Origin of the sequence: Albimonas donghaensis (assembly GCF_900106695.1) — a bacterium.
Classification (GTDB): domain Bacteria; phylum Pseudomonadota; class Alphaproteobacteria; order Rhodobacterales; family Rhodobacteraceae; genus Albimonas; species Albimonas donghaensis.
Map to the genome: position 1 here is coordinate 164,069 of NZ_FNMZ01000003.1, position 16,227 is coordinate 180,295.

Here is a 16,227-nt window from a genome sequence, read left to right on the forward strand (position 1 = left end):
AGAGGCTCAGTGGCCGAAGGCCTCGTTGGGGGTCCAGTCGAAGTCCTCCCCCGGCCCGGCCCATTCCATGAGCAGGCAGGACGTCGACAGCCGCTGGAACCAGGTGGCTTCCAGTTCGTACCAGCCCGGCTCCGGCACCTCGTATTCGTCCTTCCAGCCCATGGTCATGCAGCCATGCCGGCCGTCATGCTCATAGACGTTGACGCCCCCGATATGCAGCCGGACCCCGTCGTTGGACTGCAGGCGGACCTTCCACTTCCCGGCTTTTTCGAAGTGGATGTAACCCTTTATGTAGGCCGCCACCTTCTCCGCCGCCTGCGAGGTCAGCGCCTTCTGCCCCGGCGCGGTGTCGGGATAGTCGAAGCCCACCAGCGGCTCGCCAAGCTGGGCGTTGCCCTTGAGCCCGTCGATCTGGTTGAGGAACCGCACGTCCGGCGGATAGACGTAGCGCACCTCGAGCCCGGGCTTGAGCCCCTCGGGCTGGGGATCGGCGCGGGTCAGGACCTCGGCCGCCGCCTCCGTCCAGGCCCCCGACGCCCAGACCGCTCCAAGCGCCAGAAGCGCCGCCGCAACTTGCCGTCTCATGCCGGACCCCCGTGGTGTCATGTCTCGAACCGGAGCCGACGCTAGAAGCCCCCGCGCCGGACGCCAACGGTTTTCTCGCGCCCGACCGCGGGAAACCGACGCCGGGCGCCGCGCGGCCTTGTGCGCGTTGGGGAAACGCGCTTCTCTGGCGCCGGGCAGCAACCGGAAAGGGGGCCGGGTATGGCGAAGATCGTCGTGTTCGCGCAGCAGAAAGGCGGGGCCGGCAAGACCACGCTGCTGGTGCAGACCGCGGTCGCCATGGCGGCGCGGGGCTGCACGCTGGCGCTGGTGGACCTCGACCCGCAGCGCAGCCTGACCCGCTGGGCGGAGATCCGCAACGACCCCGAGATCCCCGTGGACGCCGCCGCCGACTGGCAGGCCGGCGCCGCGCTGCGCAAGGCCGCCCGCGCCGCCGGCCACGTGCTGGTGGACTGTCCGGGCAACGCCGACATCCTGCTGCGCGCCGCCGTGCGCCAGGCCGATCTGGTGGTCATCCCCTGCCAGCCCTCGCCCATGGACGCCTGGGCCACCGGCGCCACGCTGGAGATGTGCGCCAGGGAGAAGACCCGCGCGGTCATCGTGCTCAACCGCGTGCCGCCCCGCGGCGGCGCGATGGAGGAGACGCTGCGCATGCTGGCCGAGAGCGGCGCCGACATCTCCCCCGCCGCGCTGGGCGCCCGGGTGGCCTATTCCACCGCCTTCCTGCAGGGGCGCGCGGCCTCCGAGGTCTCGCCCCGCTCCCGCGCCGCGCAGGAGGTCGGGGCGCTGGCCGAGGACCTGATGTCCCGCCTGTGACCGCGCCCGTGAACCCGACCATGCCCCCGCCCCTGGAGACCGCCCGCCTGATCCTGCGCCCGTTCGAGGACCGCGACCGCGACGCCTTCGCGGCCCTGGTCGCGGACCCGGAGGTGATGCGCTTTTTCCCCGCGCCGCTGGATCGCGCCCGCTCCGACGCGCTGATCGACCGGCTGGAAGCGCATCGGGCCGCGGCCCTCGCCGCCTTCCCGGCGCTGGAGCTGAAGGCGACCGGCGAATGCATCGGCTTCGCCGGGCTCCACGCCTCGGTCATGCCGGGGACCGACGCGCCCTGCGTCGAGGTGGGCTGGCGGCTGGCCCGTCCCGCCTGGGGACAAGGCTACGCCACGGAGGCCGCCCGCGCCGACATCGCCCGCGGCTTCGCGCCCCGCGCGGAGGGCGGGCTGGACCTGGCCGAAATCGTGGCCTTCGCCGTCGCCGCCAACGCGCCCTCGCTGGCGGTGATGGAGCGGCTGGGCATGACCCGCGACCCCGCCGACGACTTCGCCCTGCCGGACTTTCCCCCCGGCCATCCCCATCGCGCCGGCGCGCTATACCGGCTGCGCGCTTGCGACTTCGCCCCGGACCGCTAAGTTCGTCGCCCGAACCCGGAGGTCCCGCCCTCCCCACCGGAGGCCCGATCCATGTCCCGCGATGGCGCGACCGACGCCTATTCCCTGATCCTCGACGCCATCGACCGCGGCCGTTATCCGCCCGGCGCCCGGCTGGTGGAGACGGAGCTGGCCGAGCGCTTCGGCGTCTCCCGCACCCCGATCCGCGAGGCGCTGGGGCGGCTGGAGACGCAGGGCGTCGTCCAGCATGACGGACGGCGCGGGCTGGTGGTCGCCTCTCTGGACCACAACCAGCTGGGCGAATTGTATGAGGTCCGCGCCGTGGTCGAGGGCCTGGCCGCCCGCCTCGCCGCCCGCCACGCGGCGCCGGAGGAAAAGGCCCTGCTGCGCCGCCTGGTGGAGGACAGCCGCCGACTGACCGCGGATCCGGAATCGCTGCGCGACAACAACCGGCGCTTTCACCGGCAGGTGCATCTCGCCTCCCACAACCGCTATCTGAACACGATGCTGGACGGGATCCGGCGGTCGATGGCGCTGCTGACCATGACCTCCCTGTCCGATCCGCTGCGCGGGGCCGAGACGGTGGACGAGCATGACGCCATCGTTCAGGCGATCGAGACGCGGGACGAGGACGGCGCCGACGCCGCCGCGCAGCGCCACATCTCCCGCGCCTACGAAAAGCGCCTGAGCGTGGAGGCGGAGCGCTAACCCGGGGCGGGGGCGGCGATGGGGGCCGGGATCGGAACGGGGCGCATGGCCTCGATCTCGGCGGCCAGATCTTCGGCCATGTCGCGGGCGTCCTGCTCGGCCCCGGCCCGCTGGGCATAGGCCCGCAGACCCATCAGCCGGGACTGCATGCGGCGGGCGAGCTTCGCGGGATCGGCCTCGGCGGGGACTTCGCCGGCGGCGCGGGCGGCTTCGAACCGCGCCGCCAGCCGCGCCTCGAACCCGCTCAGCAGGCGGTCGGCCTCGGCGCGCAATTCGGGCTCGTCGCCGGCGCATTCCAGCAGCGTCTTGACCAGAAGGCAGGCGTTGGTGGTGTCCGGATCGACCATCCGCGCCCCCAGCCGACGGGCGAATTCCGCCAGCCCGGCCAGGGGCGCGCGCCCCTCCGTCGCGGCCTCCAGCTCCGCCCGCGTGGTCGCGGCGTAGCGATCCAGGGCCTCGCGGAACAGCCCCTCCTTCGAGCCGAACGCCGCGTAGATGCTGCCCGGCCGCATGTCGAGCGCCCGTTCCAGGTCACGGGTGGAGGTCGCGTGCCAGCCCTTGCGCCAGAACAGCTCCAGCGCCGCGCAGAGCGCCTTCTCCCGCTTTTCCGTCGCCAGCCGCGCCATGCCGCCCCTCCTTCCGCCGCCCCCTGCCGCCGCCATCGGACACGGGGGCATCACAAACTTGAGCATTTGCTCAAGTCAAACCTTGAGCGCTCGCTCAACATGCATATCTCTCTCCCACGGCCGCCGGTCAAGGCCGCGCCCCACACAAGGAATATGGAGCCAGAGATGGTCGATTTCACCCTGCACAGCCCCGAGACCGCCCCCGAAGCCGGCAAACCGCTTCTCGACGCCTCGCAGAAGGCTTTCGGCATGATCCCCGGCCTGCACCGCGTGCTCGTCGAATCCCCCGAGACGCTGGAGGCCTATCAGCACCTGCACCGCCTGTTCCAGGAGACGTCCTTCACCCCGACCGAGCTCAACGTGGTCTGGCTGACCATCAACGTCGAGCACGCCTGCCACTATTGCGTGCCGGCGCATACCGGCATCGCCAAGCGCATGAACGTGGACGACGCGGTGATCGAGGCTCTGCGCAACGAGACGCCGCTGCCCGATCCGAAGCTGGAGGCGCTGCGGACCTTCACCCTGGCCCTGGTCCGCCAGCGCGGCGAGATGGAGGATGCGCAGGTGCAGACCTTCCTCGACGCCGGCTTCACCCGGAAGAACGTCCTGGAGGTGGTGCTCGGCCTGTCCCAGAAGGTGATCAGCAACTACGTCAACCATCTGGCCGAAACCCCGGTCGACACGCCCTTCCAGAAGTTCGCGTGGGAGAAGCGGGCGACGGAAGCCGCCTGACGGGCGGAGATGCGGAATCGCGCCGGCCGCCTGTCAGGCGGTCGGCGCTCCGCGGCTCTCCCGATCCCGCGCGCCATGGTTCGCGGCGCGCGCCCGAGCGGCCCGACGCGCCCTGCGCTCGGCCTCGGCGCCGAGTTCCGTCTCGCCGAACTGCTCAAGACGCAGATCCATGGTGGCGTTGGTCGCGCGGGCGAGGTCCCGCAGGATCTCATCCATATCGTTGAGCGCCGCCACGAAGCTCGCCTCGTCCCGGTAGACAAACCGCACATTGGCATGTTCGTCATCCGCCGCGCCGGGCCGCAGCTCGGCCTCCAGCAGCCCGTGCCGGGCATGACGCCGTCGCAGCAGGGGCAAGTGCTTGCCGTCGAAGTACTCGTAGTCGAACCAGGTTCCTTCGGCCTTGAGGAAACGCGTGCGCACGATCAGCGTCATCTCGGTTGCATCCACCCCTATTCCGCCCTATCCGCCTTCGTGGAAAAACGTATTTCGTGCAGCATTCATACCGCACCCCGCGCCCCCCGCAAAATAACATCGGCGTCGAGAGCCGGGATTTGTGAGGAGGAATATAGAATTCTGATCACCTTACGGTCTCGTCCGGGAAATGCTTCATCGCCAGCCGGATCGGGTTCGGGGCCGCCTGGCCGAGACCGCAGATCGAGGCGTCCTCCATCACCTGGCACAGGTCCTCCAGCAGATCCCGGTCCCAGCGCGGCTCCTGCATCAGGCTCACCGCCTTGGCGCAGCCGACCCGGCAGGGCGTGCACTGTCCGCAGCTTTCGTCGGCGAAGAAGCGCAGCATGTTGAGCGCCGCGCCCCGCGCGCTGTCCTGGTCCGACAGCACCACCACGGCGGCCGAGCCGATGAAGCTGCCGCGGTCCTGAAGGCAGTCGAAATCCAGCGGCACATCGGCGTCGGAGGCCGGCAGCAGGCCCGAGGACGGCCCCCCCGGCTGATAGGCCTTGAACACGTGGCCCGGCAGCATCCCCCCCGCCGCGGCGATCAGGTCGGTGATGGTCGAGCCCGCCGGCAGGCAATGCACGCCGGGATTCCGCACCCGGCCCGAGACCGAGAAATTGCGCAGCCCCCGCCGACCGTTGCGCTCGACGCCCGAGAGGATCTCGGGCCCCTCGTGGCAGATGCGGGCCACCCATTTCAGGGTCTCGATGTTGTGCACCAGGGTCGGGCGGCCGTGGATGCCGGATTGCGCGACGAAAGGGGGGCGGTGACGAGGGAGGCCGCGCTTGCCCTCGATCGACTCGAGCATCGCGGATTCCTCGCCGCAGATATAGGCGCCGGCGCCCCGGCGCAGGTCGATATGGCCGGGGGGGACGAGGCCGGCGGCCTCCAGCGCGGCGATCTCGCGGATCAGGATCTCGCGCGCCGCGGGGTATTCGTCCCGCAGGTAGATCACGCAGGTCTCGGCCTCGACCACATGGCCCGCGATCAGCATGCCCTCCAGGATCAGGTGCGGGCGGGTTTCGAGGAAGACCCGGTCCTTGAAGGTGCCGGGCTCGCCCTCGTCGCCATTGACGGCGAGCATCCGGGGACCGGGCTCGGCGCGCACGAAGCCCCATTTGCGGGCGGCCGGGAAGCCGGCGCCCCCGAGCCCGCGCAGGCCGGATTCGGCCACCAGCCCCTGGATATCGTCCCGCGTCGTCGCGCCCTCGCGCAGGGCGCGGAGCTGGACGTAGCCGCCGCCGGCCAGATAGGCGTCGAGGGATTCGCAATCGGGAATCAGCGGGCGGGTTTCGCCGGCCTCCGCGGCGGCGAGGACGGCTTCCGGGGTGGCGCGGTCCACATGGCGATGGCCGATCTCCGCGGTGGGGGCGAGATCGCAGCGCCCCATGCAGGGCGCTTCGAGGATGCGGATCCGGGCGGGGTCCGTGCCCGCGACCAGCGCGCTGCGCAGCGCCTCGGCGCCCGCCATGGCGCAGGAAAGCGAGCCGCAGACCCGGACGGTCAGCGCGGGGGGCGGGGTTTCGTCTTCGCGGATCGGGTCGAAATGGGCGTAGAAGGTGGCGACCTCCCATATCTCGGCCTGGGCGAGGCGCATGTCCTCGGCCAGCGCGCGCAGATGAGCGGCCGAGAGGTGGCCGTGGGCGTCCTGGATCAGGTGGAGATGCTCGATCAGCCGGTCGCGGGCATGCGGGCCCGGGCCGATCAGGGCGCGGATTTCGGCCAGGGCGGCGTCTTCGGCCTGGCGGCCCCGGGGCTGGCGGCGGCCCTTGCCGCGGCCGGATTTCCAGATGCCGGGGGCCGGGTCGCCCTTCGAGGCGCCTGCGCCGACCTGCTGGGTCCCGTTGTTTTCCGCCATGCCTCGGCCTCCCGTCGCTCGCCTGTCCCGGCGCCTCGCGCGCCCCGCGTCGCCCCGATGCGCGCGGGGGATCGGCCCTGCATACTAGGCGCAGCGGCGGGCGGCGACAGGCGCAATGCGACCAGGCCGGGCGCGGGAGGGACATGGCGCGTGGCCGGGCCGGGCCGGTTCGGCACGAAAACCGCGCTCAGGGCGACCCAGGGTCGCCCGGCCGGGGCGCGGGCTTGCGCGATGCGGCGGCGCGGCTAACCTGTCGCTGGAATTCCGCGTCGCCGCCGCTCCGGCGCAGCCGGCCCGCAGCAGCTGAAAGGCCCCTTTGCATGACGCCTCCCGCTCCGTCGACCGGATGCGCGCCCCTGCGCGGGGCCGCGCGCCGCGTCGCCCCCGCCGCCCGGCTCATCGCGTGTCTGCTGCTCGCGTGCCTGGGCGGCGGCGCCGCCGCCCGGGCCGGCACGCCGGAAACCGGGCTGGCCGAGACGCTGCGGACCGAGGGCCGCGACCTGAGCCTGGCGGAATGGCGGGCGCTGACCCGGGGCCGCACGGTCTGGTACCGGATCGACGGCGCGCTCTGGGGGCGGGAGAGCTACCGGGAGGAAGGGCGCGTCATTTTCCAGTTCCCTGACGGCGAATGCCTGGACGCGGAATGGAGCTATCGGGCGCCGTGGTTCTGCTTCGATTTCGGGCAGGCGCTGGGGGGCTCGCCGCATTGCTTCCGGCATATCGAGCTGGACGATCAGCTCTACGCGCTGGGCCGTTCCGGCGCGCCCCAGGCCATCGACCGCATCGACGACGCCGCGGTCGCCTGCGGCCTCAATCCATCGAGCTGAGGGCGGCCAGCCGGACGAACGGCGGCCGAAGAAGCCCGCCGCCGCGCCGCTCGTCCCCGGGTCCCGCGCGCTTTCCCGCCAAAGGCCTTCTGAACCGCAGGGCGCGGAGAGCGGCCCTCGCCGGTCTCCGCGCCCTTCCTTTCATCGCGGCGCCGGTCGCCCCCCGCGGCTCCCCGGCTCCCCGGCCCCCCGGCCGCAGACCGTCACGCAGCCCGCGCGGACCTCGCGCCGCCTGCGTCCGAGGCGCCGACGAACGCGTCCACCCGGTCCTGCAGCCCGCGCGCGGTTCCGGTCATCTCCCCGGTGCGCCGCGCCGCGTCCTGGGCCATCTGCGCGTTCTGCTGGGTCGCCTGATCCAGGCTCGCCACCGCCGAGGAGATCTCGTCGATCCCCGCCGACTGCTCCATGCTCGCCGCGGAGATGTCGTCGATCGTCTGCTCCAGCCGGGTCACGGCGGACACGATCTCCTCCAGCGATTCGCCGGCGCGCTTCGCGGCATCGACCCCTTCGGAGACCTGGCGGCCGCTGTCCTCGATCAGCCGCTTGATGTCCGAGGCCGCGTCGGCCGAGCGCTGAGCCAGCTGCCGGACCTCCGCCGCCACGACCGCGAAGCCCTTGCCGGCCTCCCCGGCCCGCGCGGCCTCCACCGCCGCATTCAACGCCAGCAGGTTGGTCTGGAAGGCGATGCCGTCGATCACCGAGGTGATGTCGGCGATGCGCGAGGAGCTCGCCTCGATCCGCTCGATGATCTCCACGGTGTCGCCGACCACCTGGCTGCCCGACGAGGCGCTCTTGGAGGCCTGACGCGACAGGTTCGCGGCTTCCTTCGAATTCTCGGCATTGCGGCGCACGGTGGAGGAGATCTCCTCCATCGTCGCGGCGGTTTCCTCCAGCGAGGCGGCCTGGCTCTCGGCGCTCTGGCTGAGATGCTCGGCGTCGTCGGACATCGCCGCGGCCACCGTGACGATGTTGGCGGAGCCGTTGCGGATGTCCTCCACCAGCCCGCGCAGGCGGGTGACGGTGGCGTCCACGTCGCGCTTCAGCTCCCCGAACGCGCCCTTGAAATCGCCGCGCATGGCGGTGTCGAGATCGCCGGAGGCGACGTCGCTCATCGCCCTGCGCGCCGCATCGAGCCCGCCCTGGACCGAGCCCAGAAGCCGGTTCACGCCGCTGGCCAGCGCCGCGAGCTCGGCGTCGTCGAACCGCGCCTCCACCCGCCGGGCGAAATCGCCGGCCACGGCCGCGTCGACCACCGCGCCGACATTGTCCTGCAGTTCCTTCATCATCGCCGCGCGCTTGCGGGCGGCCTCCGCCTCGGCCTCCACCCGCTCCTTCTCGGTCCGGGCCAGCGCCAGCTGGTTGTCCCGGAACACGCCCAGCGCCCGGGCCATCTTGCCCACCTCATGCGTATGCTCCACGCCGTGGATGTCGAAGCCCACATCGCCGCCGGCCAGGCGCTGCATGTCCCGCGTGGTCTGCGACACGTCGCTGGAGATCGATCGCCCGATGACCAGCGACAGCGCCACGGCCAGCCCGGCCCCGACCAGGCCCGAGAGGATGACCACCATCGTGGCGCTCGCCACCTCCTTGTCGGCGGCGTCGAGAATACCCGCCCGCCTGGCGCTGACCTGATTCTGCACGGCTTCGATCGTCTCGTTCAGTTCCGGCCCGAGCGGCGCGATCTCTTCGAAGAACAGCGTGGTGCGCCGCGCGATGACATCGGCCAGCGGCTGGACATGCCGGGTCAGGTCCGCCATCGCGGCCACCGCCAGTTCCGCCATCGGCCGCAGGCCGCTGCGCGCCGCCTCGTCGAAGGCGCGTTTCCCGTCCGTCTGCATTTCGTTCAGCGTCTCGAACCACGCGTCGTGATCCGCCTCGACGCCGGTATCGGCGTAGACGATCAGCAGGCGCGTGGACTTGATGATTTCCTCGATCGCGCGGCCGGCCTGCGCGGCGGCGAGGTTCTCCCCCCGCTCCAGCGCCGTGTCGCGGACCAGGTCGAAGGCGTCGCGCGCCGCCTGGGCGGCGTCCAGCGCCTCGTTCCGGATGGCGTCACGCTCGACATCCATCGCCGAAAGCTGCTCGAAAAGGTCCACATAGCGACTGGAACCGGCTGCGAACCGATCCAGGGCCCCGGACAGCGCGGGATCGTTCTCCACCGCCTCCTTCGCGGCGGCGACATGTTCCACGATCGCCGTCCGGCGCGCCGCCATCGGCTTCAGCAACTCGGGATTCGCCGCGGCGAAGTAGCGGAACCCCTCCTGCCGCATGGCGTAGAGGTCGATGGACAGCAGGTCGATCGCGGCCTTGTCGTTGGTCGCGTCCCGCACTTCGCCGAAGTCGTGGCCCAGGCGCGACGTGGACTGGTAGCTGAAGGCGGCCAGACCGAGGATCACGACGAGCGCGCCGCCGAAACCCCCGACGATGCGCTGAAAGATGCTGAAGCGGGCGAGCATTTGAGCGGCACTCCTTCGACGGCCGGGATTGAACCGTCGCGGAAGCTAACCGCCGCGCCTTGCCGAAAAGTGAAGCCCGGGGCGGATCATCTCCCCCCGAGGCCGCGCCGACCGTTGCGCCCGCCGCCCGAGCCGCTAGTGTAAGCGCCCGAACAATCCGCGCCGCCCGTCGCAGGCGGCGCGCTCCGACCGGGTGGGGGACCATGAAGATAAGCGTCGAACGGGCGGCCCTGCTCAAGGCCATGAGCCGCGCTCAGGGCGTCGTGGAACGCCGGACAACGATTCCGATCCTGTCCAACGTGCTGCTGGAGGCCTCGGGCGACACGCTGTCGATCCGCGCCACGGATCTCGACGTCGAGGTGCTGGAGACCATCCCCGCGATGGTCGAGCAGGCCGGGGCGACCACCGCCCCCGCCCACATGCTGCATGACATCGTGCGCAAGCTGCCCGACGGGGCGCAGGCCAAGCTGACCGATGACGGCGCCGGGCGGCTGGAAGTGCGGGCCGGACGGTCCGATTTCCGGCTGGCGACCCTGCCCAAGGACGACTTCCCGGTGATGGCCTCGGCGGATTACGCCTGCCATTTCCAGTCGAAGGCGGGCGTGCTGCGCCGGCTGTTCGACAAGGCCAAGTTCGCGATCTCCACCGAGGAGACGCGCTATTATCTCAACGGCGTCTACATGCATCTGGCCGACGGGGCCGAGGGCAAGGCCCTGCGCTGCGTGGCCACCGACGGCCACCGGCTGGCTCGGGTCGACGCGCCGGCGCCGCCGGGCTCGGACGGGATGCCCGGCGTCATCGTGCCGCGCAAGACGGTGGGCGAGCTCGCCAAGCTGCTGTCCGACGACGAGGCGGTGATCGAGGTCGGCGTTTCCGAGACCAAGATCCGCTTCGCCACCGACAACATCGCGCTGGTCTCCAAGGTCATCGACGGGTCGTTCCCCGACTACACGCGGGTGATTCCCCAGGGCAATCCGCGCCGCATGGAAGTGGACGCGGCCGAGTTCGCCAAGGCCGTCGACCGCGTCGCCACGGTCAGCTCGGAGCGGTCGCGCGCCGTCAAGCTGGCTCTGTCGGAGGACCGGCTGGTGCTGTCGGTCAACGCCCCCGACAGCGGCGCCGCGACCGAGGAGCTGGCGGTGGCCTATGCCGACGAGGCGATGGAAATCGGTTTCAACGCCAAGTATCTGCTGGAGATCGCCGGCCAGGTGGACCGTGAGAACGCGGTGTTCCTGCTCAACGGTTCCGGCGATCCGACGCTGGTGCGCGAAGGCGATGACGAAAGCGCCGTCTACGTCGTCATGCCGATGCGCGTCTGACGCGGCCATCCGCCCCCGCTTCGGACATCCTTCTCACGCGCGCGCTCGCGGCGCCCTCCCCCCAGCGGGGGGGAGGGGCCGCGCCGTCGCGCCCGTCGCCGCGCGATGACCGCCCTCCGCACCCTCGCCGCCGCGCATTTCCGCTCGCACCGGCTGGCGCGGCTGGAGACGGACGGCCGCTCGGTCGCGCTGTTCGGGCCCAACGGCGCCGGCAAGACCAACCTGCTGGAGGCGGTGTCGCTGCTGTCCCCCGGCCGCGGGTTGCGCCGGGCCGAGGCCGACGCCCTGCCCCGCCGGCCCGAGGCCCTGGGCTGGCGGGTCTCCGCCCGCCTTTCCGCCCCTGACGGGCCGCGGGAGGTCGAGACCGGCGCCGACGCCCCCGGCCAGCCCCGCGCCGTGCGCATCGACGGCAAGACCGTCCCGCAGGCGCGGCTCGCGAGCCTTCTGCGCATCGTCTGGCTGACGCCCGCCATGGACCGCCTGTGGACCGAGGGCGCCGCCGAGCGCCGCCGCTTCATCGACCGCGCCGCCATGGGGTTCGAGCCCGAGCACGCCGACCGCGCGCTCGCCTATGAAAAGGCGATGCGGGAGCGCAACCGCCTGCTGCGCGACGACGTGCGCGACCCCCGCTGGTTCGACGCGCTGGAGGCCCGGATGGCCACGGAGGGCGCCGCCATCGCCCGGGCCCGCGCCCAGACCGTCGCGGCGCTGGCCGCCGCGCAGGAGGCGGCCGAAACCGCCTTCCCCGCCGCGGCGCTTGCGCTGGAGGGCGACCCCGACGCGGCCCTGGCCGAGGCGCTGGCCGCCGGCCTTGCGCCCGAGGCCGCCGAGGCCGAGGCCGAAGCCCGCCTGCGCGCGGCCCTGGCCGAGGGCCGGTCCCGCGACGTCGCCGCCGGGCGCACCCTGACCGGGCCGCATCGCACCGACCTCGCCGCCGTCTACGCCGCCAAGGGCGCGCCCGCGCGCCTGTGCTCGACCGGGGAGCAGAAGGCGCTGCTGATCTCGCTGACGCTGGCCACGGCCCGGGCGCTGACCGCCCGCGCCGGAACCCCGCCGCTGCTGCTGCTGGACGAGGTCGCCGCCCATCTCGACGAGACCCGCCGCGCCGCGCTCTACGCCGAGATCCGGGCGCTGGGCGCGCAGGCCTGGATGACCGGGACCGAGGCGCATCTGTTCGACTCGCTGGGCGACGAGGCGCTGCGCGTGGCGGTGACGGAGGGGCCGGAGGGCTCGACCCTTTCGCCCGCCTGAGCCTCTCCCGCCTCCCCTGCGGACGGCGGGCGGGCCGCTCACGCATGAAAACCTATCCCATTCGCGCGCGATCCAGCTATTTTCCGCTAGGGAATCGCTTCGCTCGGGGGGCACGGTGCAATCGAAATCGTATCCGGCGGCTATGGTCCGCCCCTTTCCGGCCTCGGCGCCTGATTTTCCCGACGTGCAAGAAACGTTTCCATTTTCGCGCAAAGCCGCTGGCTTCCATTTGAGAAGCGTTTGATTTTGGAGGAACTGAATGAGCGTGAAACCTGTCGCGGCGGCCCTGACCGCCGCAGCGTTGACCATGGCGTCCACCGCCGCGTCGGCGCTGACGCTGGCCTCTATCGACAATGGCTGGATCGACGGCACCGGATATGCGGGCTCGAGCAACACCAATATATTTACCTCCGCCGATGGAGACGGCTTTCGAAGCTATTACGCATTCGACCTCTCCGGCGTCACGGAGACTGTGACCGGAGCGACGCTGTCCTTCGCCTTCGGCTCCTCGGAGGGACTCACGGGCACGGGTCGGTATGAGTCCCCAGACCCGTCCGAGACGGTGAATTTTCACGCGGTGACCACGGACCTCACGGCGCTTTATGCCGGGACCGCCGGCGTGGCGGGATACGCCGACCTGGGGGATGGCGCGCTCTACGGGTCGGCGACCGTGTTCGCGAAGGACATGGACCCGATGCCGGCGGTCTCAGTCGCGCTCACACCCGCCGCGCTGACCGACGTCAACGCCGCGCGGGGCGGCGGGTTCGCCATCGGCGGGACCCTCGCCGTCGCCGGCGGCACGATCGAGGGGGCGATCTGGTCCTCCTCGGCCAATGGCCAGACCGGGCTGGCCAGCCTGGAGCTGTCCTTCGGCGCCCCGGCCTCCCCCGTGCCGGCGCCGGCCGCCGCGCCCTTGCTGGCCGCGGGCCTGGGGGCGCTGGCCTTCGCGCGCCGCCGCCGCCGCTGAGCGAACGGGACCGGGCGAAGGCGCCGCCGCCGCCCGGTCCCCCGCCCCCTGCGCGCCGCCGCGCAGGCCTCTGCCCACGCGAATCCGGGCCGATGCTGAATCCGGGCCGATGCTATGGAACGCGCGCCCGCGCGCGCGTGGACACCGCCCCCCGGCCCCTGTAGGTTGCGCGTTCTTATCCAGGGAACGACGCGAACATGACCGACGAGGCCCAGCAGCCGGGCGCCGAATACGGCGCGGACTCCATCAAGGTGCTCAAGGGGCTCGACGCGGTGCGCAAGCGCCCGGGCATGTATATCGGCGACACCGATGACGGGTCCGGCCTGCATCACATGATCTACGAGGCCGTGGACAACGCCATCGACGAGGCCCTGGCCGGCCATGCCGACCGGGTCGAGGTGATCCTGCACGCCGACGGCTCGGTCTCCGTGCGCGACAACGGCCGCGGCATCCCCACCGACATCCATACCGAGGAAGGCATCTCCGCGGCCGAGGTCATCATGACCCAGCTCCATGCCGGCGGTAAGTTCGACCAGAACTCCTACAAGGTCTCCGGCGGCCTGCACGGCGTGGGCGTGTCGGTGGTCAACGCCCTGTCGGACTGGCTGGAGCTGCGCATCTGGCGCGGCGGCAAGGCCCATTACGCCAAGTTCGAACATGGCGCGACGGTCGAGCCGCTGGTCGTCACCGGCGACGCCGACGGGGAGCAGGGCACCGAGGTCCGCTTCCTCGCCAGCCTGGAGACCTTCTCCAACCGCGAATATTCGTGGAAGACGCTGGAGCACCGCCTGCGCGAGCTCGCCTTCCTCAATTCCGGCGTGCGCATCCACCTGACCGACGAACGCTCGACCGAGCGGCGGACCGAGGAAATGGTCTACGAAGGCGGGATCGAGGCCTTCGTGCGCTATCTCGACCGCTCCAAGTCGCCGCTGATCCCCGCGCCCATCGTGGTGGTGGGCGAACGCGACGGCATCGTGGTCGAGGCCGCGCTGTGGTGGAACGACGGCTATCATGAAACCGTGCTGCCCTTCACCAACAACATCCCCCAACGCGACGGCGGCGCCCATCTGGCCGGCTTCCGCGGGGCGCTGACCCGGACCATCAACAACTACGTCGCGGCCTCCGGCCTGGCGAAGAAGGAGAAGGTCTCCCTCACCGGCGACGACGCCCGCGAGGGGCTGACCTGCGTGCTGTCGGTGAAGGTGCCGGACCCCAAGTTCTCGTCCCAGACCAAGGACAAGCTGGTGTCCTCCGAGGTCCGCCCGGCGGTCGAGAACCTGATGAACGAAAAGCTCGCCGAGTGGTTCGAGGAGAACCCCAAGGACGCGCAGGGCGTGGTCGGCAAGATCGTCGAGGCCGCGCTGGCCCGCGAGGCCGCCCGCAAGGCGCGCGAGCTGACCCGGCGCAAGACCGCGATGGACGTGGCCTCCCTGCCCGGCAAGCTGGCCGATTGCCAGGAGAAGGACCCCGCCAAGTCCGAGCTGTTCCTGGTGGAGGGCGACTCGGCCGGCGGCTCCGCCAAGCAGGGCCGCCACCGGGGCAACCAGGCCGTGCTGCCCCTGCGCGGCAAGATCCTGAACGTGGAGCGGGCGCGCTTCGACCGGATGCTCGGCTCCGACCAGGTGGGCACGCTGATCACCGCGCTGGGCACCGGCATCGGGCGCGACGAGTTCAACCTCGACAAGCTGCGCTACCACAAGATCATCGTGATGACCGACGCCGACGTGGACGGCGCCCATATCCGCACCCTGCTGCTGACCTTCTTCTACCGGCAGATGCCGGAGCTGATCGAGCGCGGGCACCTCTACATCGCCCAGCCGCCGCTGTTCAAAGTGGCGCGGGGCAAGTCCGAGGTCTACCTGAAGGACCAGCGCGAGCTGGAGAACTTCCTGATCCGCGAAGGCTCCGACGGCGCCTCGCTGGAGACCGGGGACGACATCCGGGTGGGCGCCGACCTCGCCGTGGTGATCGAGGAGGCCCGCGCGGCCCGCGCCGCGCTGAACGCCTTCCCGACCCATTACCCCCGCTTCATCCTGGAGCAGGCCTCCATCGCCGGCGCCTTCGCCGAAGGCGCGATGAGCGATCCTCAGGCGGCGGCGGACAAGGTGGCGGCCCGGCTCGACGTGGTGGCCCCGGAGACGGAGCGCGGCTGGACCGGCATGCCCACCGCCGACGGCGGCCTTCGCCTGACCCGCACCCTGCGCGGCGTGGCGGAGGTGCGGACCATCGACGGCGCCGCCATGCGCTCGGTCGAGGCGCGGCGGCTGTCGGCGCTCGTGCCCTCGCTGAACGCGGTCTATGACGGCCCGGTGGCGCTGCGCCGCAAGGATAAGGCGCTGTCGGTGCGCGGCCCGCTGGAACTGCTCGACCTGGTGATGGCCGAGGGCGAACGCGGCCTGACCCTGCAGCGCTACAAGGGGCTGGGGGAGATGAACCCCGACCAGTTGTGGGAAACCACGCTCGACCCCGACGCGCGGACGCTGCTTCAGGTGCGCATCGACCATGTGGACGAGGCCGACGAGATCTTCTCCAAGCTGATGGGCGACGTGGTCGAGCCGCGCCGCCAGTTCATCCAGGAGAACGCGCTGAACGTCGAGAACCTGGACGTCTGAGCCCCTCCCATGCCCTCGCACGGCAGGGATGAGGCCCGCGCCGGATCGGCCCGTCGTCCCGGCGGGCCGTTCGCGCGTTCGACGGCGGGCGACCGGGCGCGCCCGAAGCCGAGGGGCCTCCGCCCCCCCCGTCGCGGCAGGATTGACCCGCGCCCCGGCAATGGGGATGTTTCAAGCCTGAATTGAATCGCGCCGCAATCATTGCGGGGGGCGCATCAACCGCCCGCGCCTTCATGCCTGACCTCGCAGGCCGGTTTCCGATCGGCGCTGTTTTCCCGATCGCCGCGACATTGTGCGGCCATCGGGCGCCCGTCCATTCACGGCGCGTTGGCGGGACGGCATGGAAACTGGGCGGCGGCCGCGGTCGCCCGCCCCCGGCGCGGGCGGCGCGCATCCCGCCGATGAACGGTGGCGAGGACCGGCATCCACGCCTCACGGCCCCCTGTCCCGGCGCCCCCTCGCG

Annotated in this window: 14 protein-coding genes; 9 read left to right on the forward strand and 5 right to left on the reverse strand. The window is 71.5% G+C overall.

The genetic code is table 11. The features are described 5' to 3' along the window. Positions 1-6: 6 nt before the first annotated feature. Complete coding sequence (locus BLV24_RS10250; protein ID WP_092681338.1) at positions 7-585, reverse strand: PA14 domain-containing protein; 579 nt, start codon at positions 583-585, stop codon at positions 7-9. A 180-nt stretch (positions 586-765) separates the two neighbouring features. On the opposite strand from BLV24_RS10250, the gene parA reads away from it, so the two are divergent. From parA to BLV24_RS10265, 3 genes are read left to right on the forward strand one after another with little or no spacing between them, the layout of a single operon-like run. After that, complete coding sequence (gene parA / locus BLV24_RS10255) at positions 766-1,380, forward strand: ParA family partition ATPase (protein ID WP_092681340.1); 615 nt, start codon at positions 766-768, stop codon at positions 1,378-1,380. Positions 1,381-1,400: 20 nt separating this feature from the next. Then, positions 1,401-1,973, forward strand: a complete 573-nt coding sequence (locus tag BLV24_RS10260) for a GNAT family N-acetyltransferase (protein WP_092682033.1) — start codon at positions 1,401-1,403, stop codon at positions 1,971-1,973. Between the two features lie 51 nt (positions 1,974-2,024). Continuing rightward, the gene (locus tag BLV24_RS10265) at positions 2,025-2,660 is read left to right on the forward strand and encodes a GntR family transcriptional regulator (RefSeq protein ID WP_092681342.1); all 636 of its coding nucleotides are present in this window, start codon (positions 2,025-2,027) and stop codon (positions 2,658-2,660) included. On the opposite strand, the gene BLV24_RS10270 is transcribed toward BLV24_RS10265, so the two are convergent. Then, a complete protein-coding gene (locus BLV24_RS10270) occupies positions 2,657-3,286 on the reverse strand; it encodes a TetR/AcrR family transcriptional regulator (RefSeq protein WP_092681344.1) in 630 nt (209 codons plus the stop codon). The two genes, BLV24_RS10265 and BLV24_RS10270, sit on opposite strands and share 4 nt — an antisense overlap. Positions 3,287-3,451: 165 nt before the next feature. Between BLV24_RS10270 and BLV24_RS10275 the strand changes: the two genes are divergently transcribed. Beyond that, positions 3,452-4,018: a carboxymuconolactone decarboxylase family protein gene (locus tag BLV24_RS10275; protein WP_092681346.1), complete on the forward strand. Its 567-nt coding sequence runs from the start codon at positions 3,452-3,454 to the stop codon at positions 4,016-4,018. 33 nt (positions 4,019-4,051) lie between these two features. Here BLV24_RS10275 and BLV24_RS10280 read toward each other — a convergent pair whose 3' ends face one another. Both BLV24_RS10280 and BLV24_RS10285 read right to left on the reverse strand, forming a co-directional pair. Then, positions 4,052-4,450 carry a hypothetical protein gene (locus tag BLV24_RS10280; RefSeq protein WP_092681348.1) on the reverse strand — a complete coding sequence of 133 codons (399 nt, stop codon included), beginning with the start codon at positions 4,448-4,450 and terminating at the stop codon, positions 4,052-4,054. A gap of 145 nt (positions 4,451-4,595) precedes the next feature. Further along, entirely contained in the window at positions 4,596-6,332 is a 1,737-nt protein-coding gene (locus BLV24_RS10285; protein ID WP_092681350.1) for an NADH-ubiquinone oxidoreductase-F iron-sulfur binding region domain-containing protein, read from the reverse strand. A 320-nt stretch (positions 6,333-6,652) separates the two neighbouring features. On the opposite strand from BLV24_RS10285, the gene BLV24_RS10290 reads away from it, so the two are divergent. After that, on the forward strand, positions 6,653-7,159 hold the full coding sequence (locus BLV24_RS10290; protein ID WP_092681352.1) for a hypothetical protein: 507 nt from the start codon (positions 6,653-6,655) through the stop codon (positions 7,157-7,159). A gap of 203 nt (positions 7,160-7,362) precedes the next feature. Here BLV24_RS10290 and BLV24_RS22840 read toward each other — a convergent pair whose 3' ends face one another. Beyond that, positions 7,363-9,615 carry a methyl-accepting chemotaxis protein gene (locus BLV24_RS22840; RefSeq protein WP_092681354.1) on the reverse strand — a complete coding sequence of 751 codons (2,253 nt, stop codon included), beginning with the start codon at positions 9,613-9,615 and terminating at the stop codon, positions 7,363-7,365. 203 nt (positions 9,616-9,818) lie between these two features. Between BLV24_RS22840 and dnaN the strand changes: the two genes are divergently transcribed. From dnaN to gyrB, 4 genes are all read left to right on the forward strand, one after another. Beyond that, entirely contained in the window at positions 9,819-10,934 is a 1,116-nt protein-coding gene (gene dnaN, locus BLV24_RS10300; protein ID WP_092681356.1) for a DNA polymerase III subunit beta, read from the forward strand. 105 nt (positions 10,935-11,039) lie between these two features. Then, positions 11,040-12,185 (forward strand): DNA replication/repair protein RecF, encoded by a 1,146-nt coding sequence (gene recF / locus BLV24_RS10305; RefSeq protein ID WP_092681358.1) that lies wholly within the window; start codon positions 11,040-11,042, stop codon positions 12,183-12,185. A 259-nt stretch (positions 12,186-12,444) separates the two neighbouring features. Then, positions 12,445-13,152 carry a PEP-CTERM sorting domain-containing protein gene (locus tag BLV24_RS10310; RefSeq protein ID WP_092681360.1) on the forward strand — a complete coding sequence of 236 codons (708 nt, stop codon included), beginning with the start codon at positions 12,445-12,447 and terminating at the stop codon, positions 13,150-13,152. Between the two features lie 197 nt (positions 13,153-13,349). Further along, positions 13,350-15,764, forward strand: coding sequence for a DNA topoisomerase (ATP-hydrolyzing) subunit B (gene gyrB / locus BLV24_RS10315; RefSeq protein WP_092681362.1), 2,415 nt, complete (start codon positions 13,350-13,352; stop codon positions 15,762-15,764). Positions 15,765-16,227 lie beyond the last annotated feature (463 nt).